This window comes from Streptomyces sp. NPDC045026, from assembly GCF_056432625.1.
The window spans coordinates 64,690-91,411 of record NZ_JBWKIS010000022.1; the positions used below are offsets into that span (position 1 = coordinate 64,690).

The 26,722-nt window shown below is 69.8% G+C and carries 23 protein-coding genes and 2 pseudogenes; 12 read left to right on the forward strand and 13 right to left on the reverse strand.

Going from position 1 to position 26,722, the window contains the following annotated elements; all coding sequences use genetic code 11:
- Window positions 1-134: 134 nt before the first annotated feature.
- Window positions 135-506 carry a DoxX family protein gene (locus tag AC07EJ_RS33740; protein ID WP_389487954.1) on the forward strand — a complete coding sequence of 124 codons (372 nt, stop codon included), beginning with the start codon at window positions 135-137 and terminating at the stop codon, window positions 504-506.
- Window positions 507-575: 69 nt separating this feature from the next.
- Window positions 576-1,607, forward strand: coding sequence for an LLM class flavin-dependent oxidoreductase (locus AC07EJ_RS33745; RefSeq protein ID WP_389487952.1), 1,032 nt, complete (start codon window positions 576-578; stop codon window positions 1,605-1,607).
- Between the two features lie 80 nt (window positions 1,608-1,687).
- Here AC07EJ_RS33745 and AC07EJ_RS33750 read toward each other — a convergent pair.
- Together AC07EJ_RS33750 and AC07EJ_RS33755 are read right to left on the reverse strand one after the other, a co-directional pair.
- A pseudogene (locus tag AC07EJ_RS33750) lies at window positions 1,688-2,205 on the reverse strand (transposase); the annotation flags it as partial.
- Window positions 2,206-2,636: 431 nt separating this feature from the next.
- Window positions 2,637-3,314 carry an alpha/beta hydrolase gene (locus AC07EJ_RS33755; protein WP_393585434.1) on the reverse strand — a complete coding sequence of 226 codons (678 nt, stop codon included), beginning with the start codon at window positions 3,312-3,314 and terminating at the stop codon, window positions 2,637-2,639.
- 112 nt (window positions 3,315-3,426) lie between these two features.
- Between AC07EJ_RS33755 and AC07EJ_RS33760 the strand changes: the two genes are divergently transcribed.
- On the forward strand, window positions 3,427-3,906 hold the full coding sequence (locus AC07EJ_RS33760; RefSeq protein WP_389487950.1) for an NUDIX hydrolase: 480 nt from the start codon (window positions 3,427-3,429) through the stop codon (window positions 3,904-3,906).
- A 181-nt stretch (window positions 3,907-4,087) separates the two neighbouring features.
- A pseudogene (locus tag AC07EJ_RS33765) lies at window positions 4,088-4,347 on the forward strand (IS256 family transposase); the annotation flags it as partial.
- 66 nt (window positions 4,348-4,413) lie between these two features.
- On the opposite strand, the gene AC07EJ_RS33770 reads toward AC07EJ_RS33765, so the two are convergent.
- The gene (locus AC07EJ_RS33770; protein ID WP_478885688.1) at window positions 4,414-5,295 is read right to left on the reverse strand and encodes a sigma-70 family RNA polymerase sigma factor; all 882 of its coding nucleotides are present in this window, start codon (window positions 5,293-5,295) and stop codon (window positions 4,414-4,416) included.
- 82 nt (window positions 5,296-5,377) lie between these two features.
- Here AC07EJ_RS33770 and AC07EJ_RS33775 point away from each other — a divergent pair, with 82 nt between their 5' ends.
- Together AC07EJ_RS33775 and AC07EJ_RS33780 are read left to right on the forward strand one after the other, a co-directional pair.
- Window positions 5,378-5,827 carry a carboxymuconolactone decarboxylase family protein gene (locus tag AC07EJ_RS33775; protein ID WP_478885689.1) on the forward strand — a complete coding sequence of 150 codons (450 nt, stop codon included), beginning with the start codon at window positions 5,378-5,380 and terminating at the stop codon, window positions 5,825-5,827.
- 104 nt (window positions 5,828-5,931) lie between these two features.
- Entirely contained in the window at window positions 5,932-6,462 is a 531-nt protein-coding gene (locus AC07EJ_RS33780; RefSeq protein WP_393585367.1) for a hypothetical protein, read from the forward strand.
- Between the two features lie 81 nt (window positions 6,463-6,543).
- On the opposite strand, the gene AC07EJ_RS33785 is transcribed toward AC07EJ_RS33780, so the two are convergent.
- Window positions 6,544-7,746 carry an FAD-dependent oxidoreductase gene (locus tag AC07EJ_RS33785; RefSeq protein WP_478885690.1) on the reverse strand — a complete coding sequence of 401 codons (1,203 nt, stop codon included), beginning with the start codon at window positions 7,744-7,746 and terminating at the stop codon, window positions 6,544-6,546.
- A 466-nt stretch (window positions 7,747-8,212) separates the two neighbouring features.
- On the opposite strand from AC07EJ_RS33785, the gene AC07EJ_RS33790 reads away from it, so the two are divergent.
- Complete coding sequence (locus AC07EJ_RS33790) at window positions 8,213-8,893, forward strand: hypothetical protein (protein ID WP_478885691.1); 681 nt, start codon at window positions 8,213-8,215, stop codon at window positions 8,891-8,893.
- Between the two features lie 276 nt (window positions 8,894-9,169).
- Here AC07EJ_RS33790 and AC07EJ_RS33795 read toward each other — a convergent pair whose 3' ends face one another.
- From AC07EJ_RS33795 to AC07EJ_RS33830, 8 genes are all read right to left on the reverse strand, one after another.
- Window positions 9,170-11,479 (reverse strand): protein kinase domain-containing protein, encoded by a 2,310-nt coding sequence (locus tag AC07EJ_RS33795; protein ID WP_478885692.1) that lies wholly within the window; start codon window positions 11,477-11,479, stop codon window positions 9,170-9,172.
- 143 nt (window positions 11,480-11,622) lie between these two features.
- On the reverse strand, window positions 11,623-13,773 hold the full coding sequence (locus tag AC07EJ_RS33800) for an outer membrane protein assembly factor BamB family protein (protein ID WP_389487936.1): 2,151 nt from the start codon (window positions 13,771-13,773) through the stop codon (window positions 11,623-11,625).
- A 557-nt stretch (window positions 13,774-14,330) separates the two neighbouring features.
- A complete protein-coding gene (locus tag AC07EJ_RS33805) occupies window positions 14,331-14,618 on the reverse strand; it encodes a transposase (RefSeq protein ID WP_389487934.1) in 288 nt (95 codons plus the stop codon).
- Window positions 14,619-14,715: 97 nt separating this feature from the next.
- Window positions 14,716-16,092, reverse strand: a complete 1,377-nt coding sequence (locus tag AC07EJ_RS33810; RefSeq protein WP_389487932.1) for an MFS transporter — start codon at window positions 16,090-16,092, stop codon at window positions 14,716-14,718.
- 206 nt (window positions 16,093-16,298) lie between these two features.
- Window positions 16,299-16,754, reverse strand: coding sequence for an RpiB/LacA/LacB family sugar-phosphate isomerase (locus AC07EJ_RS33815; RefSeq protein ID WP_389487930.1), 456 nt, complete (start codon window positions 16,752-16,754; stop codon window positions 16,299-16,301).
- A gap of 442 nt (window positions 16,755-17,196) precedes the next feature.
- Window positions 17,197-18,192: a LacI family DNA-binding transcriptional regulator gene (locus AC07EJ_RS33820; RefSeq protein WP_389487928.1), complete on the reverse strand. Its 996-nt coding sequence runs from the start codon at window positions 18,190-18,192 to the stop codon at window positions 17,197-17,199.
- A gap of 393 nt (window positions 18,193-18,585) precedes the next feature.
- Window positions 18,586-19,656, reverse strand: coding sequence for a serine hydrolase domain-containing protein (locus AC07EJ_RS33825; RefSeq protein ID WP_478885693.1), 1,071 nt, complete (start codon window positions 19,654-19,656; stop codon window positions 18,586-18,588).
- A complete protein-coding gene (locus AC07EJ_RS33830; RefSeq protein WP_478885694.1) occupies window positions 19,653-20,483 on the reverse strand; it encodes an IclR family transcriptional regulator in 831 nt (276 codons plus the stop codon). Before AC07EJ_RS33830 ends, AC07EJ_RS33825 begins: the two co-directional genes overlap by 4 nt.
- Before the next feature lie 85 nt (window positions 20,484-20,568).
- Here AC07EJ_RS33830 and AC07EJ_RS33835 point away from each other — a divergent pair, with 85 nt between their 5' ends.
- From AC07EJ_RS33835 to AC07EJ_RS33855, 5 genes are read left to right on the forward strand one after another with little or no spacing between them, the layout of a single operon-like run.
- Window positions 20,569-22,146, forward strand: coding sequence for an ABC transporter substrate-binding protein (locus tag AC07EJ_RS33835; protein WP_389487922.1), 1,578 nt, complete (start codon window positions 20,569-20,571; stop codon window positions 22,144-22,146).
- Window positions 22,143-23,150 (forward strand): ABC transporter permease, encoded by a 1,008-nt coding sequence (locus AC07EJ_RS33840; protein ID WP_389487920.1) that lies wholly within the window; start codon window positions 22,143-22,145, stop codon window positions 23,148-23,150. Before AC07EJ_RS33835 ends, AC07EJ_RS33840 begins: the two co-directional genes overlap by 4 nt.
- Window positions 23,147-24,049: an ABC transporter permease gene (locus AC07EJ_RS33845; protein ID WP_389487918.1), complete on the forward strand. Its 903-nt coding sequence runs from the start codon at window positions 23,147-23,149 to the stop codon at window positions 24,047-24,049. Before AC07EJ_RS33840 ends, AC07EJ_RS33845 begins: the two co-directional genes overlap by 4 nt.
- Entirely contained in the window at window positions 24,046-24,882 is an 837-nt protein-coding gene (locus tag AC07EJ_RS33850; protein WP_389487916.1) for an ATP-binding cassette domain-containing protein, read from the forward strand. The genes AC07EJ_RS33845 and AC07EJ_RS33850 overlap by 4 nt, the downstream gene beginning before the upstream one ends.
- Window positions 24,879-25,736 carry an ATP-binding cassette domain-containing protein gene (locus tag AC07EJ_RS33855; protein WP_389487915.1) on the forward strand — a complete coding sequence of 286 codons (858 nt, stop codon included), beginning with the start codon at window positions 24,879-24,881 and terminating at the stop codon, window positions 25,734-25,736. Before AC07EJ_RS33850 ends, AC07EJ_RS33855 begins: the two co-directional genes overlap by 4 nt.
- Before the next feature lie 8 nt (window positions 25,737-25,744).
- Here AC07EJ_RS33855 and AC07EJ_RS33860 read toward each other — a convergent pair whose 3' ends face one another.
- Entirely contained in the window at window positions 25,745-26,701 is a 957-nt protein-coding gene (locus AC07EJ_RS33860) for an ROK family protein (protein ID WP_389487913.1), read from the reverse strand.
- Between the last annotated feature and the right edge of the window lie 21 nt (window positions 26,702-26,722).

Below are 26,722 nucleotides of genomic sequence, written 5' to 3' on the forward strand. Positions count from 1 at the left end.
TGAAGTCCGCTTATGCTGTCCGAGGCTCGCCACCGGACCCACGCCCCAGGCTCTGCGCCCCCGTGCGCAGGCCTCCGTGCGCGGCACCGGCTGCCGGGCCACGTCCCCTCCCGTCACAACGAAACGGACCCGCCATGAACGTCTTCCTCTGGATCCTGCAGGGCCTGCTCGCCGCCACGATGCTCGCCGCGGGCGGAGGCAAACTGGCCCAGCCCTACGAGAAGACCGCCGAATCCATGGCTTGGGCGAAGAGCTTCAGCGCCGGCCAGGTGAAGACCATCGCCGCACTGGAGGTGCTGGCTGCGCTCGGCCTGATCCTCCCTGCCGCCACCGGCATCGCCACCGTGCTCACGCCGCTCGCGGCCGTCGGCGTCGCGCTGATCATGATCGGCGCCGTCATCACGCACGCCCGCGCCGGCGAATGGCCCCACGTCGGCATCAACGTCGTACTGCTCGCCATCGCGGCCGTGATCGCCTGGGGCCGCTTCGGCCCGTACGCCTGGTAGATCCCCGAACCCTCAACCCACCCTCCGCCCTCCCCCTCCCTCCGTGCCTCCACAGAACCGGAGCCCACCATGTCCGATGTGATCTTCGGCCTCGACACCTTCGGCGACGTCCCGCAGGACGACGAAGGCCGTCCCGTCTCCTACGCACGTGCGATCCGGCAGGTCGTGGACGAGGCCGTGCTCGCCGACTCCATCGGTGTCGACGCCCTCGCGCTCGGCGAGCACCACCGCCCCGAGTACGCCGTCTCCACGCCGGAGACGGTGCTGGCCGGCATCGCCACACGCACCGAGCGGATACGGCTCGCCTCCGGTGTCACCGTGCTCAGCTCGGACGACCCGGTCCGCGTCTTCCAGCGGTTCGCCACCCTCGATGCGCTCTCGAAGGGGCGCGCCGAGATCATCCTGGGCCGGGGTTCGTTCACCGAGTCGTTCCCGCTCTTCGGCTACGACCTGACCGACTACGACGTGCTCTTCGAGGAGAAGCTGAACCTGTTCGTCAAGCTGCTCGACGAGCAGCCGGTCACCTGGGAGGGCACCAAGCGGGCCCCGCTCGAGGACGCCGACGTCTTCCCGAAGACCGAGTCGGGACGGTTGCCCACCTGGGTCGGCGTCGGCGGCTCCCCCGAGTCCGTCATCCGCACCGCGCACTACGGACTGCCACTCATGCTCGCCATCATCGGCGGCGACCCGAGGCGCTTCAGCCGCTACATCGACCTCTACCGGCGGGCCTCCGACCAGTTCGGAACCACCGCGCACCCCGTCGGCATGCACTCCCCCGGGTTCATCGCCGACACCGACGACGAGGCCCGCGCCCTGCACTGGCCGCACTACAAGGTCATCCGCGACACGATCGGAGCGCTGCGCGGCTGGCCGCCGGTCACCAAGAGCGAGTACGAGGCGGAGATCCTGCACGGTTCGTCGTACGTCGGCTCGCCCGAGACCGTCGCCCGCAAGATGGCCGCCGCCATCAAGAACCTCGGTGTCGGCCGCTTCGACCTCGTCTACACCAGCGGTGCGCAACCGGTCAGCGCCCGGCTGCGGGCGGTGGAGCTCTACGGCACGAAGGTCGTGCCGATGGTCCGAGACCTACTGGCCGATTGAGGCAGCCATTTGACCTGCTTGTCCCGTAACTGATCTTGAGGTCGATGCAGTTGCAGTCCGCAGCGGTGAGTTCGCCTTCCCTAACCGGCGAGCACGACGTTGTGCAGGTGCGCGACGCCAAGCATCGCGTGGTGTACTCCGTCTCCTTTGAGCTGGCAGTCGCGGAGGATCTTCCAGGTCTTCATGCGTGCGAAGACGTGCTCAACACGAGCGCGAACCTGCTTGTGGGACGTTGTGCGCTTCCTTCCGGCCCGGCAGTGCTTCTCCTTTGCGGCGGCGGTGCGGCATGACGAGTCCGGTGCCCGGGTAGCCGCCGTCGGCGATCGTTGTGGTCAGTCCGACAGCAGCCTTGGCTCCGGATTCCGCCCATGCCTTGCAATCGTTGCGTCCCCGGCAAAGGCCGACCGATGACGACGACCAGTCGGCTGTCGGCGTCGATGACCACCTGGTGGTTGGTGGATTACCGGTAGTTCTTCGACTGCTCGGCGACCGTGTGGTCGCGAGTGGGCACCAGGGTTCCGTCCACGATGAGCACGGTGCCCTTGCGGAATGTCTGGACGGGCTGGAGCGCGAGCTGAGCGACGACGTGGTTGATGATGTGGTCCGGCCTCGCGTCGAGCACGTATGCCTGCCAGCGGGCTTCAAGGTCCATCACCTTGTTTGCCGCCAATTCCGGTGTTCAGCCAGGTCACGGGACGGCCCGGGTGCCGGAGTCCCCACTCGCCCGCGACGCGCAGCGGGTAACCGAACCCCAGGCAGAAACCACAGCCGGATGGGCACCCGGCAGGACCTCCCGCAAGGTGCCAACCCTCACCGACAAGGACCCACGCAACTTCGTCACCATGCAGGCCTATGCGAACGGTCTCATGATGCGGCGCTACGAGAGGCAGCTGTTCCGCGCACGGCTTCGACTGCCCAGTGCACGGGGCGGGCCATGTCGAAGCCGGCCCCGATCCGACCCAAGAAGCTGACCGTCCGCTACGAGGCTACGGTCACCATCGCAGCGATCACCGAGTGGCTGTGATCCGTTCAGCTCCCCTGCGGAGACATCGAGGAAGCAATCAGTTCCAGCAGGAGTTCCACGATGAGATGGGGCCGTCCGACGAACGGGGAGTGCCCCGTCTGCCACTCGTGCACGTAGGTGCAGCGTGTGGCCAACGTCCGCTGCAGGACCGGGTCGATCGCTCGGTCCTGAGCGCAGACGACATAGGTGGAGGGAGTGTGCTTCCAGCTCTGGTGCTCTGGGACTCCTCGCCCGCAGCCGGGAGCCTGCGCACGCAGCAGGCCAACCGCCCGGGCGGCGAGGGGTTCGGGGTTGTCGCCGAAGAGGACGCCGGCAGCCTGACCGGGATGCAGACTCGTCGACCCGTCTGGCCCAGGGCTGATCGCTTCCTGAAGCTCCCGGGACGCCCCGCCCAAACTGGCGGCGCTCTCGCCGACATCCAGCACGAAAGCCGCCAGGTAGACCAAGTGTCCCGCTCCTTGCACCCCGGTGATCACTGACCCACCATAGGAATGACCGAGCACAATCGGAGGCTCCTGCAGCCCGTCGACGGCGGCTTGAACCGCGGCGGTGTCAGCGGCCAATGATCCTCGGTGCAACTTGGGAACGACAACATCGGTTCCCGTCGCTCGCAAGCCTTCGGCCACTGGACCAAAGTGCTCGGGGCGGTGATACAGGCCGTGAACGAGCACTACGGCAGCCAGTTCGCCCGCCCCCTCAGGTCGACATCAAGGCAGTGATCCTAGGGCGTGTTTGAGATGTCGATCAACGCAGCTCAGGTCTTGATCGACATTTCGAGCACCGCATAGCCTCAGGATGGTGGAAACAACGCACCGGCCTGCCGCCCGGGTCATCTGTCTGGACGCTGCCCATCGCCTGCTTCTTCTGCACTGGCGTGATCCGTTCGATGGGACATGGCTCTGGGAGCCACCCGGTGGCGGTATCGAGCCGGGCGAGACGCCACTGGTGGCGGCACGACGGGAACTGGCCGAAGAAACCGGACTCGACCCGGATGCGGTGCTTGATCGGTCTGTGCCGGTCGACCGTGATGTTCAGTGGAACGGCAAGCGGTACATCGGGACGGAGCACTTCTTCGTTGCGCAGTTCGCCGACGAGCAACCATCGCTCGTGCGGACCGGCCTGCTCCCCGATGAGCAGGTCAACCTGGACACGCACGTCTGGATCAAATGGTCGGATCTGAGCTCGCTGCCAGACCCGGTTGAGCCGCCACAGTTGCTGGCCGTGCTCGGCACTCTGGTGCCAGACGGTCCGTGGCGCGATCGGGATCCTGCATGACCGGGCCGCCGGGACGTGCGCCTCGGCGCGCGGGCGAGAGATCCAGCTCCTCGCCCACCACCTCAACGAGCACTTCCTCGACGTCGGCGGGATCGCCGCGGCCTGGGCCCACCTGCGGCTGCTCGTACTCATCCTGAGGGAGCAGGCCTGCGCATTCCGCCTGCCGTCGTACTGGGCGAACGCCGAGCACCGGATCCATCTGCGGATCACGAACCCGATCGAGTCGACCTTCGCTCCGGTCAGGCTGCGGATGAAGGTCGCCAAGGGTGCCTGATCCGGCGGCGCCCTCCCCCTGGCGCTGGTGCCCAGGCTCGTCAAGTCCGCCCAGGTCCACTGGCAAGCCGTGAACGCGCACCCCGCCTCGTCGCCCTCATCCGCGCCGGGGCCCGCTTCGAACGCGGCCTGATCATCGAACGCAACGCCCCCGAAGCTCCCGCAGCGCGCAACGGGCCAATGAGCCAAGGGCCTTGGACGCCGACGGTGGCGGCGCCCCGCATCGGCAGGCGCTCACGCCGGATCGGGCAGGTCCATCAGCGCGAGCTTGGCCGGGTCGATCACGATCTTGATGCCGGTGATCCTTCCGTCGATGACGGTGAACGCCAGGACCGAGAGCGGGGTGCCGTCCTCGTGCCAGGAAATGATCCCTGGGAGGCCGTTGACGAGCACGGCTCGCCCCTGCGCGGCCGCGGTGGCGGACAGCTGTGCGCCGGCGGCGACCTTGGTGGCGCCGAGGGCGACGACCACGCCGTCGGGGGTGTCGACGGTCAGTTTCACCTCGGGGTCGAGTACCCGCAGCAACTCCGCGAAGTCGCCGCCGCGAGCCGCCGCCAGGAACGCCTGGACGACCTTTCGCTGCTCCCGTCCCACACTCGCCTGCCGTTGTTCTGTCGCCCGCACCTTTCTGCGGGCTCTGCTGGCGAGCATCTTGGTGGCGCCGGTGGATTTGCCGAGGATCTGGCCGATCTCGTCGAACGGCACCGCGAACAGGTCGTGCAGCACGAACGCCAACCGCTCGCTCGGCCTGAGTGACTCCAGGACGACGAGGAGCGCGAGCCCGACGGCGTCGGCAAGCACCGCATCGTCCTCGGGCACTGGTCCGTCATCGAGCGTCACCACGAACTCGGGCTGACGGTCGTCGTAGGACGCCTCCGGGCGGACTTGGCGCGATCGCAGGACATCGAGGCTGATCCGGCCGACCACCGTGGTCAGCCAGCCGCCGAGATTGTTGATGGCCGCCGCGTCCTGGCGGGAGAACCGCAGCCAGGCCTCCTGAACCACGTCCTCGGCATCGGCGTGCGATCCCAGAACGCGGTGGGCGACCGCGCGCAACCGGTCACGCTGGGCCTCGAACGCATCGGCCATCGAGTCCGTCGAGCTGGTCTCGGACATGTTGTTACCTTCCTCGGAACTGCTCCGTCATGAGGATGACGGGCCCGCACGGGCTCAGGTAACCGATGAAGGAGCAGGACCGATGGAAGCACGCATGACAAGCCCGGCCAATCCCGACGTGATCACGGCAATCCAGCACCTCTACAAGGCGATTCACGCCGGAGGCGTCGACCAACGCCTGCTGTCGCTGGTCCACTTGCGCGCCAGCCAGATCAACGGATGCAGCCCCTGCGTATTCGCCACGATCCAGTCGGCGAAGAATGCCGGTGAGACGGAAGAGCGGCTGCACAACGTGGTCGCGTGGCGCGAGACGCCCTTCTTCACTGAGGAAGAGCGGGCCGCGCTCGCCCTGGCCGAGGCCGCCACCCGGATCCAGGACGGAGCACCGGGCGTGACCGACGAGATCTGGGACGCCGCCGCCGACCACTTCAGCGAGGAGCAGCTGGGCGCGATCACTCTGGAGATCGCCATGACCAACTTCTTCAACCGGATCAACCGCACGATCCGAGAGCAGGCCGGCAAGACCTGGTGAGCGCGATGCGGGCGGTCCTCACTCTGCGTCGACTACCGCGGATTGCGGGGGCTGGGGCGAGGGCGAGGGCTCGCGCTGAAGGCGAGAGTGGCATGATCCGGGCCATGGATCAGCTCTCGTACTCGGCTGCATGGCTGTCACGGTGGCGTGACGAGATCACGGGCGCGGTGAACTCCATGATGTCGACGTTCGAGGAAACGTACGGCTACGAGCCGGGCACGAATGAAGTCCGGGTCGCCGACGAAGAGGACCTTCGGGCTGCCCGTGACTACGGTCGGGACGTTCTGGGATTCGAGGAACTGCGGACGTTCTATGAGTCGATCGGGGAGGTCGTGCTGCCAGATGTGGGCAACGGCTGCTTCGTCCACTCGGCGCGCGATGTCCTGCACAGGCTCGCAGAGGAAGGGCCGGTCTTCGTTCCGGAAGCCGATGACCCCCAGGGGATGGTGATCGCCTCGAACGGTGGGGGCGTCCTCTACGTCGCCGACTGGGGTGGCGCGATCCACCGGTCTCGGACTGCATCCCTGGATGATGCGGAGTTCGACAAGGTCGCCGACGACCTGCCGCAGTTCCTTGACCACATCCGTCGTTGCGTCGTCAGTTTCGTGGCAGCAGGTGCGATCGGAGACCTGTAGTGATCACCGGCCATTCATTCGCGCCGGGATGGGCCGGGCGCGAGGGACCGTCGGACAGGGCCATGCTCTCGCGGTTGGCAGTCAGGAAGGCTGGACTTCGTCGAAGAGGGCGAGGGCTTCGGAAGGGTCTGGGCTCACGAGGCGTTCCAGACCGGCCGTCGTGATGTTCGCCCACCTGCCGGCCCGTGTCCACATCTGTTCCTCGAAGGCGCGGACGGCGTCGTCCAGATCTCCAGGGCCGGGGGCGGCTGCGATGGACTCGGCGAGTTCGGCGCCTTCCAGCATCGCGAGGTTCGCGCCCGCCCCCAACGGGGGCATCAGGTGGGCGGCGTCGCCCAGTAGCGTCACCCCCGAGACGTGGTCCCAGGTGTGGGAGACGGGAAGGGCGTAGAGGGGGCGGTGGACGAAAGCTGTGCCGTGACGGAGGAGATCGAGGACGGGAGCGGCCCAGCCGTCGAACAGAGCCAGCAGGCTTGATCGCACGGCCTCGACGTCGTCCAGGTCCAGGCCCGGGACCGCGCGCTGGTTCTGGTCGCCATGCCGATCCGGGTTCGTGTGCTGGTCCGGGTTCGTGTGCCGGTCCGGGTTCGTGTGCCGGTCCAGCGGTGCGCGGAACTGGGCGTACACCTTGACGTGGCCGCCGCTGTTGCGCTGGGCGACGAGCGCGCGGTTCACGCCGTACACAGCCACGGAACCGTCGCCGACCAGCCGGGCGAGGTCGGGGTGGCGAGTGTCGACGTCGTCGAGGGAGGTCTCGACCGAGGTGACACCGGTGTACTGCGGCGTCGCGGGCGAGACCGCCGGGCGGACCCGGGACCAGGCACCGTCCGCGCCGATCACGAGGTCGAACGGCTCCTGTCGCCCATCCTCGAAATGGACCAGCACGCCATCCCGGGTCTCCGGCACCACCTCCGTCACGACCCGCCCCCACTGAACGTCCAGAGGTCCGAGCAACAGGTCACGGAGTTGCCCGCGGTCGATCTCGGGATTGGCCCGGTCGCCCGGACGAGGTTGCCAGTCGCGCAGGACGGTCCCGTCCGTTTCCAGGATGCGCATGGCCTGCCCCTCAGGACGGGACAGCGCCTGGAACTCCGCCAGCATCCCTGCCTTCTCCAGCGCCAGCTGGCCCAGCCCCTCGTGCAGGTCCAGCGTGCCGCCCGCGGGCCGGGCGTCGCGGGCGGGATCGCGTTCGAGGATGGTGACAGGGTGACCATGACGGTGCAGGACGCGGGCGAAGGTAAGGCCGGCGGGGCCGCTGCCGATCACGGCGATACGGGGTCTCATGTCGATACAACCTACGGCCCCTCATCAAGCCGGACTCGCCCCGTCACCGAAACGAAACGACGGCGTGAGCCGACGGATGGGTGATCCGCGCCGTGGTCAAAGGACACCATCGGGAGTCCCCTCGTCAGCCAGTCTGTGAGGGGCCGCCCTAAAAGAGTTGGCCCTCAACCTGTACGACCTGCTGTGCGAGCGCGGCGACAACTTCTGCCACTGGATGATGCCGAGGTACGACGTCGAGACCGACACCGATGAGCAGGCAGTGACGGTCCGCTGCACGGATTCCGTGAATCCCTTGCGCCTTCCAGGGCTCGGGGGTGGCATTGTCCTGGGATTTCCATTGTCCTGGGGTCGCCCCGCCCTTCACTCTCGACTCACCTCAAGTTCCCAATGACAGAAGACAGTTGACGGCACCCGTCACCCGGCCGACCGGCGAGGCCGTCGTAGTCACCTCACGGTAGGAGAAGCCATGAGAAACAGGAGCACCGCCCGCTCCCCCCGCCGCGCGGCCCTCACCGCGGCGCTCGCCGCGGCTGCCGCCGCCGTCGGCCTCGCCCTGCCGTACACCGGCGGCGTCCCCGCCGCCCAGGCCGCCGTCCGCAAGCACGTCGACAGCGACTACACACTGCTGCGCCGCTCCCCCGCCTCGTACGTCATCGGCACCGCCTACCGCGGCTGGACCGTCGACATCCAGGGCGACCCGCAGGGCGGCTATCGCTGGGGCCACATCTACGGCGACCTCAACTCATGTCTGTGGATCTACGACGGCGCGGCCTCCGGCGACGAGGCGCACGCCAACGAGTGCGGCGACCCGGTGACCATGCCGACGTCGGAGTTCACCAACGGCCAGATCGGAGGCGGAACGTCGGACGGTGCGACCGTTGCCACGGTCGCCGGATCGGGCTGCGCCACGTACGACGGCAGCCACATCACGGGCTACGGGAACGTGCGCCCGTGGGCGGTGCCCACCACCCCGAGTGCCCCGCTGAACACCCAGGTCGCCATCGGTCAGACGGTGCTGTGGCGCTACGTCAGCCGCGACGGCCGCTACGTGATGGTGCGCGATCCGCGTGGCGGCAGCACCGACGGCGTGGGGCTGCAGAGCTGGTACTTCATCCCGCGCGGCTGCCTGCCGACGACGCTGCCCTGATCCTCCGTACCGCTGACGCAGTGGCCGACCGTCCGGGAGCTGCATGACCCGTCCCGGCTCGCGTTCCCGCCTCAGCGTGCGGCGGGACCGACCGACCGGGCGACACCGCCGTCCTGCGCGACACCGACCGCAAGTTCGTGTCCGACTACAGCTACGGCTCCGCCGCGAAGCCCTGACCGGGCCGCGCGCCACAAGCCACGGTGCGGGTCTCGGCAACCTGGACAGGGTTGAACGACGGCCGGCTGGAGTGGGGTCCGAAGACTGGGATGAGGGTGCTCAGTCTCTGGTCAGGGAGATCCTCCCCGCGTGCAGGCGTTCGTCTCCGCCGTCGAAGTAGACGCGGTCACCGGAGACGGTGAGGAGCGGGGCCGTGCTGGTGGTCAGGGGGACGTCTCCGAGGGATTTGCCGGTGCGGGGGTCCAGGGCCTGCAGGGTGCCGGCGTCGCTGAAGTGGAGCGCGCCGCCGGTGAGTACAGGTGGCGAGGCCGGGCCAGTCGTCACGTGGTCCCACAGCCGTTTGCCGGAGTCGGCGGCAAACGCGTATACGCGGCCAGGGCTGTCGTCGGTGTCGAACCGGCCCTTGACGCTGGTGTAGACGACGCCGTCGGCGACGAGGGGCGGGTCGGTCCATTCCGCGTCCTTGGATTCCGACTGATACTTCCAGCGCACTTCGCCGTTGGAGGCGTCTGCGGCGTAGAACGTGCCCTCCTCACTGCCGAAGTAGACGGTGCTTTCGGCGACCGAGAGTGAGGTCACCTTGCCTCTGTTGCTGCCGCCGGTCTTGATCCGCCACAGTTGGTCGCCGGTGTCCGCATCCAGGGCGTAGAGGTAGTTCTCGTAGTCCTTTCCTCCGAGGCCGCAGTAGATCACTCCGTCTGCCACGGTGAGCGCGGTCGACAGGCCGAGGTCAACCGGGCGATTCCACAGCTCCTCACCGGTCCCGGCGTCCAGCGCGTACAGAGCGGGCTGACCCTTCGGCCAGGGGTTGGTGAGCAGGTAGACGGTTCCCTTGGCAACAGCGACAGCGCTGATCCCGTACTCGGTTCCCTCGGGAGCAGCGCCAGTTGAGGCATCGTCAATCTTGAAACTCCACCGTCTGCCACCGGTGTCCGCGTCCACGGAGTGCAGCGCGCCCGCGTCCCCGCTGAAGGCATAGACAGCCCCGTCGGCAATGGCGACGGGTCGTGCCCCCTTCAGCCCGTCGTACTTCCACACCTGAGTGCCGCCGGAGGTGTCGAGGGCGTGCAGGGTGCCGCCCTGGTCGCCGAAGTAGACCTTCCCGTCGACGATCACTGGAGGGCCGGCGGGATCTGCCTCGTAGGACCACAGCTCTTCGAAGGCCAGCTCTGTCTTCGTTGCCGCGGCAGTGGGTCCCTTGCCCTGGGCGTTGCCCCGGTCCCCGCTGAGGAGGCCGTCGGGCAGGAGCAGCGTGCCGGCGAGGACCGCCAGGACCGCGGCGACGGCGAGGCCGATCAGGGCGTGGCCCCGGGACAGGCCCAGCAGTCGGCCGGCCGAAACCGGCTGAGGAGGCGGCACGGGGAGCCCGGCTGTCGGGCCGTCCCCGACTGCCGTGGTGGCGACGGCGGTTCGGGGCACGGCACTGGCTGGGGACTGTTCAGCGGCGGCGGGTGGGGCGCCGACAGGGGGCGCTTTGAGGGGTACGGTGCCGATGGCCATCGCCGGCAGCGGCGTCGCCTGAATGCGGGTGATCTCGGTGGCCACCGGTGCGGGAAGCCAGCCCGAACCGCTGAACACACCTGCCGTCGGGCAGGCCGCCGACAACTGGCCCAGTTCCTCGACCAGTGCCGGCACCGACGGGCGTTGCTGTGGATCCTTGGCGAGGCACCGGGCGACGACGTCCGCGAGTCGGGCCGGCACGCGGCTGAGGTCGGGTTCCTCGTGGACGACCCGGAAGTTCACGCCGTGCGCGGAGCCGCCCCCGAAGGGCCCGGTCCCGGTCACCGCGTACGCCAGGACCGCGCCGAGGGCGAACACGTCGCCGGCGGGCCCGCCTTCTTTACCGACGAGTTGCTCGGGCGGCATGTAGCCGGGGGTGCCGACGGCGGCGCCGGTCAGGGTGAGTTTGGTGTCGTCGGCGGCCACCGAGATCCCGAAGTCGATCACCCGTGGGCCGTCGGCGGCGAGCAGCACGTTCGAGGGTTTCAGGTCGCGGTGCACCACCTCGGCGCTGTGGATGGCCTCCAGTGCCTCGGCCAGCGCGGTGCCCAGCGCCCACACGGGTTGCTCCGGCCAGGCGCCATGCGCGGCAACCGCTTCGCTCAGGGACAGGCCGGGCAGGTAGGCGGTGGCAAGCCACGGCGGGTCGGCCTCCGGGGCGGCGTCGAGCACGGCGGCGGTGAAGAAGCCCGTGACCTGCCGTGCGGCTTGGACCTCGCGAGCGAACCGCCGCCGGAACGTGGGGTCGTCCGCGAGCTCCTCGCGGATGACTTTCACCGCGACCGTCCGGCCGCCCGGCGACCGGGCCAGATACACCCGGCCCATACCACCCGAGCCGAGCCGGCCGACGATCCCGTACGGGCCGGCCTGACGGGGGTCTCCTGCCTCCAGCGGTGCGAACGCCGCCACCTGTCCTCCCTCGCTGTCCCGTGCACGGCACGGATCGATTTCGCTGGTACGCCGACGACTTGGCGTCGGCCTCGCAGGTGCGCGCTCCGACCGGTGCCGGATCACTGAGGACTTCACTCCGCGGCACCCTCGCTCCTCGCGGGCTAGTTCACCAGCGAGACGGCGCGCAGTCGGTCGCCGTCCTCGAAGTAGACGGTGCCGTTGACGATGTAGGGACGCCACTGAGTGCTGGACGTGGTGAGGTTCTCCTGCCACTTCGGTCGACCGCTGCGGGCGTCCAGGGCGTACAGCGTCCCGGTCTCGTTGGTGAAATAGACGGTGCCGACGGCCACCGACAAGGTGTCGATCTCATCCGTGTCCTGGCGGTGGCGCCACAGCGGCTTGCCGGTGTCGGCGTCGAAGGCCGACACGTAGGCGTCGTTCTCGAAGTAGACGACCCCATCGGCCACGACCGGGGTGTCCGCCCCGCTCGCGATCCGGGGGTTCCACAGCTTTCCGTCGAAGCCGCGCCGCCACACCTCCTTGCCGGTCCGGGCGTCGACGGCGTACAGGGTGCCGTTCCGCCCACCGCAGTAGACCGTGCCGCCCGCCACGGCCGGAGCCGTGATCAAGGCGCTGTCGGCCTCGAACGTCCACCGCTTCTTGCCGGTTGCGGTGTTCACGGCGTACAGCTCCTGGTCGGCATGGGCGTAGGCCGTGCTGCCGGCAACGGCGAATTCCCCCTCTGCTGACCCCTCACCGAGGTAGTACGTCCACAGGATCTTGCCGGTGCCGAGGTCCTGGGCCATCAGGAAGCCGACGATGACGGAGTACGCCGCGCCGTCGAGGGTGGCTGGGACGGTCAGGATGCTCTTGGCCTTCCAGCGTGTCTCGCCGCTGTCCGCGTCCGCGGCGTACAGGGAGCGGCCGCTGAGGTAATAGAGCGTCCCACCGGAGGCGGAGGCGACATTCGTGGAGTCCCCTTCCGCTTGCCGTTGCCACAGCCGACTGCCGTCCCTGGCGTCCAGGGCCCGCAGGGTGCCTCGGGTCCCGCTGCTGAGGTAGACCGCGCCGTCCGCCACAGCACCGAGCGTCAGCCCGCCGTCCAGCGGGCGGGACCAGAGCTGTTTCACTTTCGGCTTCACGTTCGGCGTGCTGCCAGGCTTGTCGTCGTCGCCACGCCCGAAGCCGTTCAGGAGCGCTGTCGTCGTGACGATGGCGAGGGTCGCGGTGACGGCGAGGCCCGCCAGAACGCGGCGCCGGGCCAGGCGTCTTGGGCCGCTGGGGAGAGGTGGTGCAGCGGGGGATTCGTCAGAGGGCTCCGCTGCGGGCGGGGCGGTCGTAGGCAGGGCGGTCGAGGGAGCAAGGTCGAGGGTGGCCCTCTCCTCCTGGGCGGCGGGTGCCGCTGCGTCCGGCAGCGGGGCGGCATGGATGTGGGCGATGGCATCGGCCACGGGTCCGGGCAGCCAGTCGGCCTCCGTGAAGTGGCCGTCGGGCCGGTTGCCCGGGACCTGCGCCAGTTCTTTCAGCAGCTCTGGTATCGCGGGCCGATGGTCCGGGTTCTTTGCCAGGCACCGGGCCGTCACCGCGGCGAGCCCGGTCGGCAGCCCGCCCAGGTCGGGCTCCTCGTGCATGACCCGGTAGTTCACCGCATGTCCCGCGCCGCTACCGAAGGGGCCGATGCCTGCCGCCGCGTACGCCAGCACCGCACCAAGAGCGAATACGTCAGCGGGCGGGCCGGTCTTCTCGCCGCGCAGTTGCTCGGGCGGGATGAACCCGGGGGTGCCGATCACCACGCCCGTCTCCGTGAACAGGGTGTCCTCGGCCGCCACCGAGATCCCGAAGTCGATCACCCGGGGTCCGTCCGCCGCAAGGAGCACGTTCGACGGTTTGAGGTCCCGGTGCACCACGCCTGCGCGATGGATGGCTTCCAGCGCCTCGGCCAGGGCAGCCCCCAACTGTCGAACTGAGGGCTCCGGCCAGGCCCCGTGCTCGGCCAGCGCGTCTGCCAGGGACAGCCCGGGGACGTACTCGGTGGCCAGCCATGCCGGGCGGCCCTCCGGGGCGGCGTCGACCACTGCGGCGGTGAAGAAGCCCGTCACCAGGCGCGCCGCTTCCACCTCCCGAACGAACCGCCGCCGGAACCCCGGGTCGTCCGCCAAGACGGCACGCACCACCTTCACCGCGACCATGCGTCCGCTCGGCGACCGGGCCAGGTACACCCGGCCCATGCCTCCCTGACCCAGCCGCCCCGCCAGCCGGTAGCGGCCGACCTGTTCCGGGTCCCCCGAAGCCAACGGTGCCAACGCCGCCACCACACCACTCCCGCTGTCTCGCCCGTGTGAGGATCCATATCCCGTGCACAACACAGGACTTGAGTAACACGACCATGGTTCCGCACGCGAGCACTCAGCACACCGGACCTCGGGAAACAGGTTCCGGAACCTCACCCCCTCAAGAGCCACCCGCCCCGCCCGGCTCTCTCGAACCCAGCCCACCCGCCGTGAAAGGCAACGGCGCCGTACGCGGGGAACCTTACGGCGCGGCGATGACCCTTCCTCGATCGAGCCCGCCGGTCGGTCTGGAGCGCATTGGGTACCGGCGGACGAGGGAATGGGTTCCACTCAACCGACATGGCGAATACCCGAGCAAGAGCACGTTGTTGGTACAACCAGCCTGCTGGGCAACACCCCCGGGCGGGATCCAACACCATGTCGGCGAAGGACTGTCGATGTCGACGTTCGCGAAATTCGAAAGCGGCCACAGGTCTTCCACTCGGATCACGAGGTGTAGAGAACTCCATGATCTTGGAAACTGTGCCTGTCACTCTCCAGGGGCACCACCGAGCCGACAGATCATCACGAACTGGGCGTCACGCGACTAAGTCGAAGCCCTTGTCATCGGCCTGGGCCTGCAGTTCGGTGAAGACGCGCTTCCACGTGCCGTCGCGCTGCCGGCGCCGGAACAGGTCGTAGACCCGATCCCACGGCCCGCACCGATCGGGTACATCCCGCCAGGGCGTCCCGGCCCGGGTCCGCCACCGTATGCCGTCGATCAGCTGCCGCCTCGTCCATATCGGCGGTCGACCGGACTTCCTGCCCCTCGGCAACAGCGGCTCCAGCCTGGCCCATTGCTCATCCGTCAGATCTCCACGCGCCACAGCCCGTGATCATTCACGCCCAAGATCGACTCTCGCAACAGGCCCTAGGTCTCCAACGGCCCGCCGATGTTCCGTCGGGTGAACAGGAGACCAGGGTTCACCGAGGCTCGGACGAGCTCGGCAGGACGGAGCCCGCCGGTGTCCCTGGCACGGTCCGGGCGCGGTTTTCCTCCGCGACGAGGCGGAGCACGCGCTCCCGCTCACGGCGGCCCCAGGTCTCCTTGGTTGCGAGGATGCCGATGAGGCCGGTCAACGCCGCGGCGAGGTAGAGCAGCGCGGCGCCTGGCCAGCCGAAGGCTCCCACCAGGGCGGCGGCGAGCAGCGGAGCGAACCCGCCGATGGCCGCGGCGATTTGGTAGCCGAGCGAGGCTCCCGAGGTCCGGGTCGCGGTGCGGAACTGCTCGGTGAGCAGAGAGCCCTGGGTTCCTGTGAGTGATGCGTGGATGAGGCCGATACCGATGATGAACACGGTCACCACGAGGGCGGGTTGGGCGGAGTTGGTGAGCAGGTACATCGGGAACGCGAAGAGGATCGCCGCCGTGCAGGACGCCATGTAGATGGGGCGGCGTCCGATGCGGTCGGTGAGTGCACCGGCGAGGAAGGTGACCGCAATGGCGAGGATGCTGGCGGCGGTAATCGCGCTGAGTGCGACGGGCCTGAGATCGGGGTGGCGTTCGGTGATGTAGTTGAGCAGGTAGGTCGCGGTGGAGTAGTAGGCGAAGGATTCGACGACGCGCAGGGCGATGACGCGCAGGATTCCGGGCCAGTCGTCGGCCAGGGTCGCGAGGAGTGGATTCTTCTCGGTCTTCCCGCTGGCCTGGGCTTCCTGGAACTCGGGGGATTCGGAGAGCCGGGAGCGCACGATCAGCGCGACGATCACGAGAACGGCGCTGAGCAGGAAGGGCGTCCTCCACTGCCAGCTGCCGTCCAGGGTGTCACTCCACGCGAACACGCCGCTGGCCAGGGCGATGCCCAGAGGGTTGCCGGACTGAGGGATCGCGGCGAACATGCCGCGGCGGTGCCACGGCGCATGCTCGTAGGCCATGGTGATCGCACCACCCCATTCGGCTCCGAACGCGAGGCCCTGGATCATGCGGATGGCCACGAGCAGGATCGGTGCGAGCACCCCGACCTGTCCGTAGGTCGGTAGCGCGCCGATGAGGAAGGTGGCGGCGCCCATGACGCTCATCGCCGTGACGAGGACGGGTTTGCGGCCGAACTTGTCGGCGAAGTAGCCGCCGATGGCGCCTCCGAGCGGGCGCATGACGAAGCCGACTGCGAGGGTCGCGAACGCGAGCAGGGTGCCGACGTACCGGTCGCTGTCGGGGAAGAAGACCGCTCCGAAGTAGAGCGCGGAGGCGGTGCCGTACGCGATGAAGTCGTAGTTCTCGACGCTGGTGCCGAAGGCCGCGGCGACTGCCGTCTTGAAGCGATCCTTGGAGCCGAGCACGCTTCGCTGGGTACTGGTGGACATGGGAGTTCTCCTTGACAGGTCGCCGGATCGTGGCCGGCGTCTACGCAGTGAGGAGCAGGAGGGGGCGCACGAAGGGGTGGCCGGATCCTTTGACCGGGTGTTCTCGGGCATGCCGAGGATGCGCCCGGCGTAGTTCGTCCGTGGGCGGGGCGTTCGGTGTCAGCGCAGGAGGGGGTTCACCCGCCGAAGGGGGTGTGGGCGGCTTGTCAGGGGGCCGAGGTCAGGGCATCGAGCGCATTGAGTTTGGCGACCCGGCGGCGGGTTTCTTCGTCGTCGTCGAAGACGGCACCGAGGAACTCACCGATGATGTCGGACACAAGCGCGTGCGGGACCAGCCAGGCCCCTATGGCGATGGCGTTGGCATCGTCGTGCTCGACGGCCTGGTGGGCGGAGTACGGCTCGTGGGTGAGGCCGCAGCGGATGCCCGGCAGTTTGTTGGCGGCCATGACGGCGCCCTGGCCGGTGCCGCATACGAGCACGGCCCGGTCGGCGGATCCCGACAGCACTACCGCGCAGGTGGTGCGGGTGATGTCCGGGAAGTCGACAGGGTCACTGGTGTAGGTGCCGCAGTCGATCACTTCATGTCCCAGGGCCTCGATGGCCTGGCGGACGGTGTCCTTGAGCGCGTATCCGGCGTGGTCTGCGCCGAGGGCGACCTTCAACGGCTGTTCCTTTCGTGAAGGGCGCACCGCGGTCCCGCCGGTGGGGACGGACGGTGCAGTGCTCGGTCGTGTGCGCGAACGGCGGTTGTCGCGGAATGCAGCCGTGGGTCACATGCTGCGCGATGGCGTAATCGCAGTCTGCGGCCTGGACGGGGGTCGTGTTTTCGGCGCCGGTCCCTGTGCCGATGCGCCGTCACCCGGCCCGGCAAGGTGCTCTCCCGGCGCGCGGCTCCGCCGGTGAACATGCCTGTATCGAGACGAGCGAGACGAGCGAGCAGGGCGTCGTCATCATCGGCGCCCGAGTGCGCAGCGGCGCCGATGCGGTCGGTGGTCCGACGCGCGCGCCTGGCCGAGCGGGCCGCGACAGCTTCTCCCTGATCAGGCGGACGGATGAGGGAGCCGGCGGTTTCGGTGACGGTGTTGCGTACGACGATCCGGGCACTCATCGGATGTCCTGCAAGCACCGGTCGGCGAAGGTGGTTGCGATGCGTTGCCCGGGTGCGGCGCGACCGGCGATGAGGTCGACGAGGGCGCGTACACCGAGCCGGCCGATCGACGAGGCGTCGTTGCGGACCGCGCTGATGGGCGGCGAGACGAACTCGAACCAGTCGAGGTCGTCGAAGGAGACGACCTCGATGCGGGCTGCCTGCTCTGCGCCGAGCCGCTCGCGCAACGCGCGTACGGCCCCCAGGGTCGTCTGACCGTTTGCACCGAACACTGCTGTGAACGTGACACCGCGGTCGAGGATGCGACACATGGCCTCGGCCGCACCGCCTGCCAGGAAGTCACCGGCGTCGAGCAACCTGTCGTCGGTGCTGATGCCGTGCGCCTGGCGCCCGGCGAGGTAGGCGGCACGGCGCTCGGCGCCGGTGGAAATAGCGTCCGGACCGCCGACGAAGGCGACGTCGCGGTGTCCCCGACTCTGCAGCCAGGCGAGCACCTGCTGTACGCCCTGAGTGTTGTCCGTGCCGTACAGCGGGGCGTCGACGCCCTCGATCGTACGGTTGAGCAGCACGAGCGGCAGCCCGGAGGCGAGCGTGGCCGCGACCTGTGGCGAGACGGTGCCCTGCGGCGAGAACAGCAGGCCGTCGATGCGTTGAGCGGCGAAGGTCCGAAGGTAGGCGTCGGCCTGCTCGGCGTCCTCGTTCGCGTTGGCCAGGAGCACGGTGTACCCGTGGTGGCGTGCCTCCTGTTCGGCGGCGTGAGCCAGCTCGGAGAAGAACGGGTTGCGGATGTCCGAGACAAGCAGCCCCAGTACGTCGGTTCGGGCCCGCCGCAAGGACCGGGCGGGTCCGTTGGCGATGTATCCGAGCTCCGCCGCAGCCGCGAGCACGCGGGACCGGGAGTCGGCAGAGGTCTGGCTGCTGCCGCTGAGCACCCGGGATGCGGTACCGAGTGCGACACCGGCCCGGGCCGCGACGTCCTTGATCGTGGCCACCCGCCCCACCTCCTCGTGGAAACGTTTCCATGGATCGAATAGAACTAAGATCGCATAGTGAACGGGTGATGAGCAAGGTCCCGGATTGAAACCGCAGACGGGGAATGCCGGAGGCCTCTACAGCCTCCACCGTCGACACCAACTCCCCGCAGAACTGCGGCGGTCCGCAACTGAGCCGACGAGAGTGGGCCTGGCGCGGGGTTTCACGCCTTCGGGCCCGTCCCCGCCCAGTCGCTGCTCCATGTCCTTGACAGCCTGGTCCAACGCGACAGCTCACGGCTCAGGTCGCAATCGCGGGCTCACAAGTCCCGGGCTGTTTGCGCTGATTGTCAGAGGCCTACCCGGAGAGACCCACCTGGCTCGGGACTCTTTGACGGTCAACCGGCGACGCACTCACCCGCCCACTTCGTGGAACGCCCGCCGTAGTGCCGCGAAGCCGCGGTCCTCGCGGGTGGGGTGCACGCGGTTGGTCAGGAGGACGGCGTACCGGCCCGCTTCAGGGTCGATCCACAAACTCGTACCGGTGAATCCGGTATGGCCGTAGGAGGCCGGGCCGAATGCGGTACCGACCGGGGCGTCGACCGGGTCCTTGCCCTGCCAGGCGAGGGCCCGGCGGAGGTTCAGTCCGTCCGTGCGGGGCGCGGTCATCACCGCGAGGGTGTCCGGTGCCAGCAGGCGCGGCCCCTCGCCGAGCAGGGAGCGGGCGATCCGCTCCGTGTCGGCGAGGGTGGAGAACAGGCCCGCATGCCCGGCGACGCCGCCGAGCACCACGGCGTTCTCGTCGTGCACCTCGCCGACGACGGTCCGGCCGCGCCACGGGCAGTTCTCCGTGGCGACCGCCCGGAACCGATCCCCCGGGCCCGGCGTGAAGCGGGTGTCGGTGAGGCCGAGTGGTGCGGACACGAAGTCGTTCACCAGCCGGTCCAGGCCGTGGCCCGTGGCCTGTTCGACAATCAGGCCGAGCAGCATGAAGCCCTGGGACGAGTACTCGACGCGGGTGCCGGGCGCGGCGGTTGTCGGCAGCGTGCCGAGGGCGCCGAGGAGCGCCTCGCGCGTGGGATGGTCCCGGTACAGCGGGACTCCGCCCGGCAGGCCGGAGGTGTGGGCCAGCAGCTGCTCGACGGTCAACGACGCGTGCGGGCCGTCCCGGTAGCGGTCCACGTGGTGGCCGACAGTGTCCTCGAGGCTCAGGAATCCGCGTTCGACGAGCGCCATCACGACGAGGCCCACGAGAGGCTTGGTCACCGAGGCGAGGTCCCACAGGTCGGTGCCGTCCAGGGGTGCGCCGTCCAGGGCGCGGGTGCCCGACCACCCCCGGTCGTCGGGCCCTTCGGCGGTACCCAGGGACCATGCGGCCCCGGAGAACTGGCCGCGCTCCCTGCCCTGGTCGACAAGTCGACGGCGACGCACCGCGGCATCGGCGCCGGTCGCCGGCCGCCCCGGGCCGCGCGCCCCGGCCGTCATCGGGCCTCCCCCTTGTCGCTGACGACGCCGAGCCGCGCGCCGGTCCGGGCGGCGAGGCCGGACGAGACGGCGCCCGCGGCGGCCCGCACCATGGGGCCGTAGAGCTCTGCGGCCGTTTCGTCCAGGGTGAAGGCGAGGCCGGTGAGGGCGAGCGTGCCGACCGGGTGTCCGGCGCTGTCGCAGACCGCGGCGGCCAGGGTGCGGCGGCCCCTCCAGGCGTCCGCGCCGTCGAAGCCGTAGCCGCGCCGCGCCGTTTCGGCCAGTGCGGCGCGGATGGCCTCGTGGGCCCCGGCGTGGGTGGCTTCATCGGCGTGTGGGCTGTCCATGGCCGCCAGAAGCCGCTCCGCCCCGTCCGTCGGCAAGGCGGCCAGGAGCGCGAGTCCCGCGCCGCCCGCGGTGAGGGGTTCGCGGGAGCCGGGGCGCAGGTCGAGACCGAGGCCCTGGGCGGGCGCGAGGACCTCGAGGTGCACGAGGGCTGTGTCGTCTCGCACCGCATAGGAAGCGAACAGGCCGGTGCGGGTGCGCAGTTCGGCGAGGACCGGGCGGGCCAGGTCGAGGGCGGCGTCGTCGGCGAGCACGCGCGCGGCAAGGCCGAGCAGCCGGGGCCCGGCTCGGTAGCTGCCCTGCTCGGCGGGTTCGGCGAAGCCCTGCGCCGCGAGGGAGCGAAGCAGCCGGTGCACGGTCGGTTTGGCGAGGCCGGTGTGCCGGGCGAGGTCGGCGAGCCGGTGCGGCGCGCCCGTCTCCGAAAGGGCCGACAGCACTTCCATGGCCTTGTCCACCGGACCGGGTGCGGGCGGTGCCGCACCCGGGGCAGTGGAGTCCTGCATCTGCGATCGACTGTTGACCTGTTTCCCCATGTCGCCTTACCTTACCCGAACTGCATTCCATTCACCGGAACGGGCGTGTTGCTTAATGGAACGAATACGTGGAGGGGGCGGGACCCGCCCCGCCGCTCTCTCCCGACGCACAGCTCTGCGGTACGCCGGTCTGGCGGTACCCGCGCTCGCCGCTCCTGCCCTGCTCACCGGGTGTGGCACACAGCCCGCGGCCTCGGCCGGCAACGTCCTGCGGGTCTCGCAGACCGGCGACCCGAAGACCATGGACCCGCACAAGCAGGGCGACATGACGTCCATGAACGCCCTGATCAACATCTTCGACACGCTGACCACCCGGGCCCGCGACAACTCGTTGCGTCCCCGGCTCGCCCTCTCGTGGAAGGCGATCTCGCCCCGGGTGTGGCGCTTTCGTCTGCGCCCCGGCGTGACCTTCCACAACGGGGAGCCCTGCGACGCCGAGGCAGTCCGCTTCAGCGTGCGACGCCTTCTGGACCCGGCCACCAAGTCCCCCATCGTCGAACTGCGGTACGTGGAAGACGTCACTGTCGTCGACGCCCACACCGTGGACATCCACACCTCGCTCCACGACCCGATCCTGCCCGACAAACTGTCCCTGTTCGGCGGCGTCGTGGTACCTCCGCGCTACCTCGCCAAGGTGGGCGACGAGGGCTTCGCCGCCCACCCCGTGGGCACTGGCCCGTTCGCCTTCCGCCACTGGCAGCGCGACCACGAACTGCGCCTGCGGGCCTACGAGCACCACTGGCAGGGCCGCGCGAAGGTCGACGAACTCGTCTTCGTGCCCGCCCCCAACTCGTCCTCCGCACTGGCCGCCCTGCAGAGCGGCGGCGTGGACATCGTGGCGGGCATGACCCCCGACGCCGCGCAGCAGCTCGACGGCTACCCCGGCGTCCGGATCGACCACCACACCGGGATCCGCACCTCGTACCTTTCGCTTGACACGCTCACCGACGGACCGCTGCGCGACCGGCGGGTGCGTCAGGCGCTCAACCACGCTGTCGACGTCCCCCTGCTCATCAAGGCGGTACTCGGCGGCAAGGCCAGCGAGGTCCCGGCGATGATCCCGCGCGGCGCCTTCGGCTTCGACGCCTCCGTCGAACCGTTCGAGCGCTCCGTCGCCAAGGCCCGCGCCCTGCTCACCGAGGCCGGCCACCCGCACGGCATCAGCACCACGCTCACCGCGTCCAACGTCGACGCCAACGTGGCCGAGGCCATCTCCGGGCTGCTCGCCCGCGCGGGCGTGCACGCCAAGGTTGACCTCCTCGACCCGGGCACGTACTCCCAGCGCCTCACCTCGAGCAACCACGCCGCCCTCGGCCCGATGTACCTCGCGGCGTCGACCGTGTGGACCCTGGACGGCGAGAGCATGCTCCAGTCCAACGTGCGCAGCGACCGCAGGCAGAGCCGCTGGCACGACAAGACGGCCGACCGCCTCATCGACGCCGAGGAACTGTCCGTCGAGCCGGCCGTGCGCCGCCGCGCCTTCTCCCGGCTGCAGGAACGCATCAAGACCGAGGCGCCGTTCGTGCCGCTGTACCAGATCGACAACATCTACGTGCACAACAGCCGGCCGCGCTGGACACCCGGCGCCGCCGGCGTCCTGGACATGGCGAGTGCGGAGGTATCCGGCTCATGAGCGACTCCCTGACCCTTCCCACGCCCGACACCAAGGACGCTCCCGCGCCGACCGGCGCTGGTCGCGGCCGAAGGGCCCTGACGGTCCTGCGCCCGATTGCCGCCCGGCTCGGCACCGCCCTGCTGGTGCTGCTGTGCACGGCGACCGTCGTCTTCTTCCTCGTCCGGCTGTCCGGCGACCCCGTCAAGGTCATGCTGCCGCCCGACGCGACGGCCCAGCAGGAGAGCGTGCTGCGCCACAGCCTGGGGCTCGACCGGCCGCTGATCACGCAGTACTTGGACTATTTGTGGGGCCTGCCACGCCTCGACTTCGGTACCTCCCTCTTCTACAACCAGCCGGTGCGCGAGGTCCTCGCCGACCGGGTCCCGGCCACCCTGCTGCTCGCCGCGGGTGCGCTCGTCGTCACGCTGCTGATCGCGCTGCCCGCCGGCATCCTCGCGGCGATGCGCCGGGGCCGGGCCGCCGACCGGAGCGTCATCTCGGTCGTGCTGCTGGGCCAGTCCACGCCGCCGTTCTGGGTGGGCATCCTGCTCATCCTCGTCTTCGCCGTCGGGCTGCACGCCCTGCCCGCCTCCGGATACGGCACGTTCGCCCACCTCGTCCTGCCGTCCATCACGCTGTCCGTCTACTCGGTCGCCGTTGTGGCACGGCTGTTGCGCTCCTCCCTCATCGACGTGCTCGGCTCCGACCACATCCGCACGGCGCGTGCCCGTGGTCTCGGCCCGGTCCGCACAGTCCTGAGGCACGGGCTGCGCAACGCATCCCTGCCGGTCGTCACCGTGGTCGGCCTCGAGGTCGGCAGCCTCCTGGGCGGCGCCATCCTCACCGAGCAGGTCTTCTCCTGGCCCGGCATCGGACAGCTGACCGTGCAGGCCATCTCCAACCGCGACTTCCCCCTGGTGCAGGCCACGGTGCTGGTGTTCGCCGCCACGTTCGTCGTGGTGAACCTGCTCGTGGACCTCTCCTACGGCCTCCTCGACCCGAGGGTGAGGAACTCCCGATGACCACCACCGCCCCCGCGCCCACCGTCGACGCGACGCCCTCCGCGCCGAGGCCCGGCGTCGCACGCGCCCTGCTGCACAACCGCCTCGCGCTGGCCGCCCTCGCCTTCCTGGCCGTGATCATCGTGTGCGCCGTGTGCGCTCCACTGATCGCGCCCGTTGACCCCAACGCGCAGAACCTGCTCGGCCGACTGCGACCCCCCGCCTGGCAGTCCGGCGGCAGCACCGCGCACCTGCTCGGCACCGACCAGCTCGGCCGCGACCTGCTGTCCCGCATCGTCTACGGCACCCGCGTCTCACTACTCGTGGGCGCCGGCGCGGCCCTCCTCGCGGGCACCATAGGCACCTTCGCCGGTCTCGCCTCCGGATACTTCGGCGGCTGGACGGACCGGATCGTCATGCGCGTCGCCGACGTCCAACTCGCCTTCCCCGCCGTCCTGTTGGCACTCGCCGTGGTCGGCTTCGTCGGCTCCGGCCTGTGGTACGTGATCCTCGTCCTCGGCATCACCGGCTGGGTCTCGTACGCCCGCGTGGTGCGCTCGGAGGTGCTGTCGCTGCGCTCGCGGGACTTCGTCACCGAGGCCCACGCCATCGGCGTCGGACACGTGACGATCATGCGGCGCCATCTGCTGCCGAACGTGCTGGCCCCACTCGCCACCATCGGAACGCTGCACATCGCCGCCGCCGTCGTCGCCGAGGCCTCCCTGAGCTACCTCGGCCTCGGCGTCCCCAAGGAGACGGTGACCTGGGGCGGCATGCTCGCCGACGGACAGCTCTACCTGGGCACCTCGTGGTGGATCGCCGTCTTCCCCGGCGTCGCCCTCATGCTCACGTCCTTGGCCATCAACATCACCGGCGACGCCCTGCGCGACGTCGCGGACCCGAAGGCGTACCGCCGATGACCTCCACGCCCGAATCCCCGACCGCCCCAACTGCCGCGCCGGTGCTCGAGTTCCAGGACCTGCGCGTCGACTTCCGGCTCTCCGGCTCCACCGTCCACGCCGTGCGCGGTGTGAACCTGTCCGTCGCGGCCGGTGAGACGCTCGCAGTCGTCGGCGAGTCCGGCAGCGGCAAATCGGCCACGGCCCTGTCCGCGCTCCGCCTCAACCCCGAACCTCCCTGCGTGTATGCGGGCGGCGAGATCCTGCTCGACGGGCGCGACGTGCTCGGCCGGAGCGAGCGGGAGCTGCGCCGGGTCCGCGGGGCCGAGATCTCCATGGTGTTCCAGGACCCCATGACCAGCCTCGACCCGCTTCAGCGAGTGGGCCACCAGATCACGGAAGTGCTGCGCCTGCACGGCGACCACACCCGGACCGAGGCGCGCAGCGCCGCCCTGACCGCGCTCGACGAGGTCGGTATTCCCGACCCGGAACGGCGCTTTCGCCAGTACCCGCACGAGCTGTCCGGCGGACTGCGCCAGCGCGTCATGATCGCCTCCGCGCTCGTGGCCCGGCCGCGCGTCCTCATCGCCGACGAGCCCACGACAGCCCTCGACGTGACCGTGCAGCGACAGATCCTCGATCTGCTCGTCCGGCTGCAGCACCGCCACGGGATGGCGGTGCTGCTGATCACCCATGACCTCGGCGTCGTCGCCGAGACCGCGGACCGGGTCGCCGTCATGCGCCACGGCGAGGTCGTCGAGAGCGGAGATGTGGAGCAGGTCTTCGCCCGCGCTGCCGCGCCCTACACCCGCAGTCTGCTCGACGCCACCCCCCGACTGGAGCCCGTCGCATGACCAGTTCGCACACCGCCGAGCCGCTCCTGGAGATCCGCAACCTGCGCAAGGAGTTCCCCGGGCAGCCGCCGAGCGTCGCCGTCGACGACGTCAGCCTGACCGTCACCGAGGGCGAGACCTTTGCCCTCGTCGGGGAGTCCGGCTGCGGCAAGACGACCCTGACACGGCTGCTCCTGCGGCTGCTGCCGCCGACGTCGGGCAGCGTACGGTTCGACGGGACGGATCTGCTGTCCCTGGACCACGCGGCTCTGCGCCCGTTCCGGCGACAGATGCAGGTCGTGCTCCAGGACCCGTACTCCAGCATGAATCCACGGCTGCGGATCGCCGACATCGTCGCCGAGCCGCTCGTCACCCACGAGGAGTGGGCGCGCGGCCGGCGCGGTCGGGCCCGGACCCGCGAGCGCGTGTGCGAACTGCTCGACGCCGTCGGTCTCGACGCGGGCATCGTCGAGCGCTACCCGCACGAGTTCTCCGGAGGACAGCGCCAGCGCATATCGATAGCCCGCGCCCTGGCTCTCGAACCGCGCCTGGTGGTGCTCGACGAGCCGACCAGCGCGCTCGACGTCTCCGTCCAGGCACGCGTCCTCGACCTGCTGGCCGACCTTCAGCAGCGCCTGGGACTGACGTACTTCTTCATCTCGCACAACCTGGCGGTCGTCAGCCGGATCGCCGACCGGGTGGCCGTGATGCGGCAGGGCCGCATCGTTGAGACGGGCACCGCCCGGCAGGTGTTCACCACCCCCGAACACCCCTACACGCGGCGGCTCCTCGACGCGGTTCCGGTCCCGGACCCGACGCGGGCGCGGCGCACCGCCGCAGTGACATCCGAGTCGGCGGAGAGCACCGTCGTATGAGGCCCTGCCTAACGCCCCGAAAGGACCAGGCCGGCGGCCCCGAGCAGGGCTCCGGTGTCCGAGGCCTCGCCCAGCACGACGCTCGGGGTCTCGGAGCCGGTCAGGGCGTCGGCCCGCAGCCGCGCCTCCACCAGGGCCCGGAACGGCTCACCGCCGTCGAGTGCCTCGCCGTGGAGCACGAAGAGGCCACAAGCAAACAACTGTTGGACCGTGGCGAGGCCCAGCACCAGGTTCTCGGCGTAGCGCTCGACGAGGTTCCGGGCGACCGGATCCTGCGACGCCGTGAGCGCCCCCAGCGAGGAGAGGTGCGGCGCCAGTCCGTCCTCGGCTGCCCGTTCCCGCAGCCAGCGGGTGGTGGCCACGGTCTTCCAGCAACCGCGGCGTCCGCAGGTGCAGGGCTTGCCACTGGCCGTGACGGTCATGTGCGCGCCGCTTCGCCCGCCGGCCGGGGCCAGCACGTCGCCGTCGTAGAGGATGCCGACGCCGAGCACCTCGCCCGTGGACACAGAAGCGAAGGACCGACGGCCCCGTCCGGGGCCGAACCAGCGGTCCCCCAGCACCTGTACGCGCGCCCGGTGCTCGACCCGTACCGGCGCGCCCACCAGGGCCGCCAACCGGTCGGCGACCGGGTATCCACTCAGCGCCGGGGCGTCGTTGACCTCCAGGATGCGTCCGGCGGCCGGATCCACCACGCCGGCCGCGGCCACACCCACGCCCACCGGGCCGTGCCCGGCGAACACGGCCACCGCCCGCTCGAGGGCGGCGTCCACCCCGCCCGGCGACGCGTCGCCCGTGTCGTAGAACTCCTCGGTCCGGCCCAGTACGAGGCCGGTGCGGGAGAGCCGCGCGGCTCGCACCACACCCGGCAGCACCTCGACGGCGCCCAGCACATCGACGTCCCCACTCACCCTGGCATCCGGCACCGGATCGGGGACCAACCGCAAAGGAAAACGTTCATGCGCCATGCGCCGACTCTGTCACGCCGC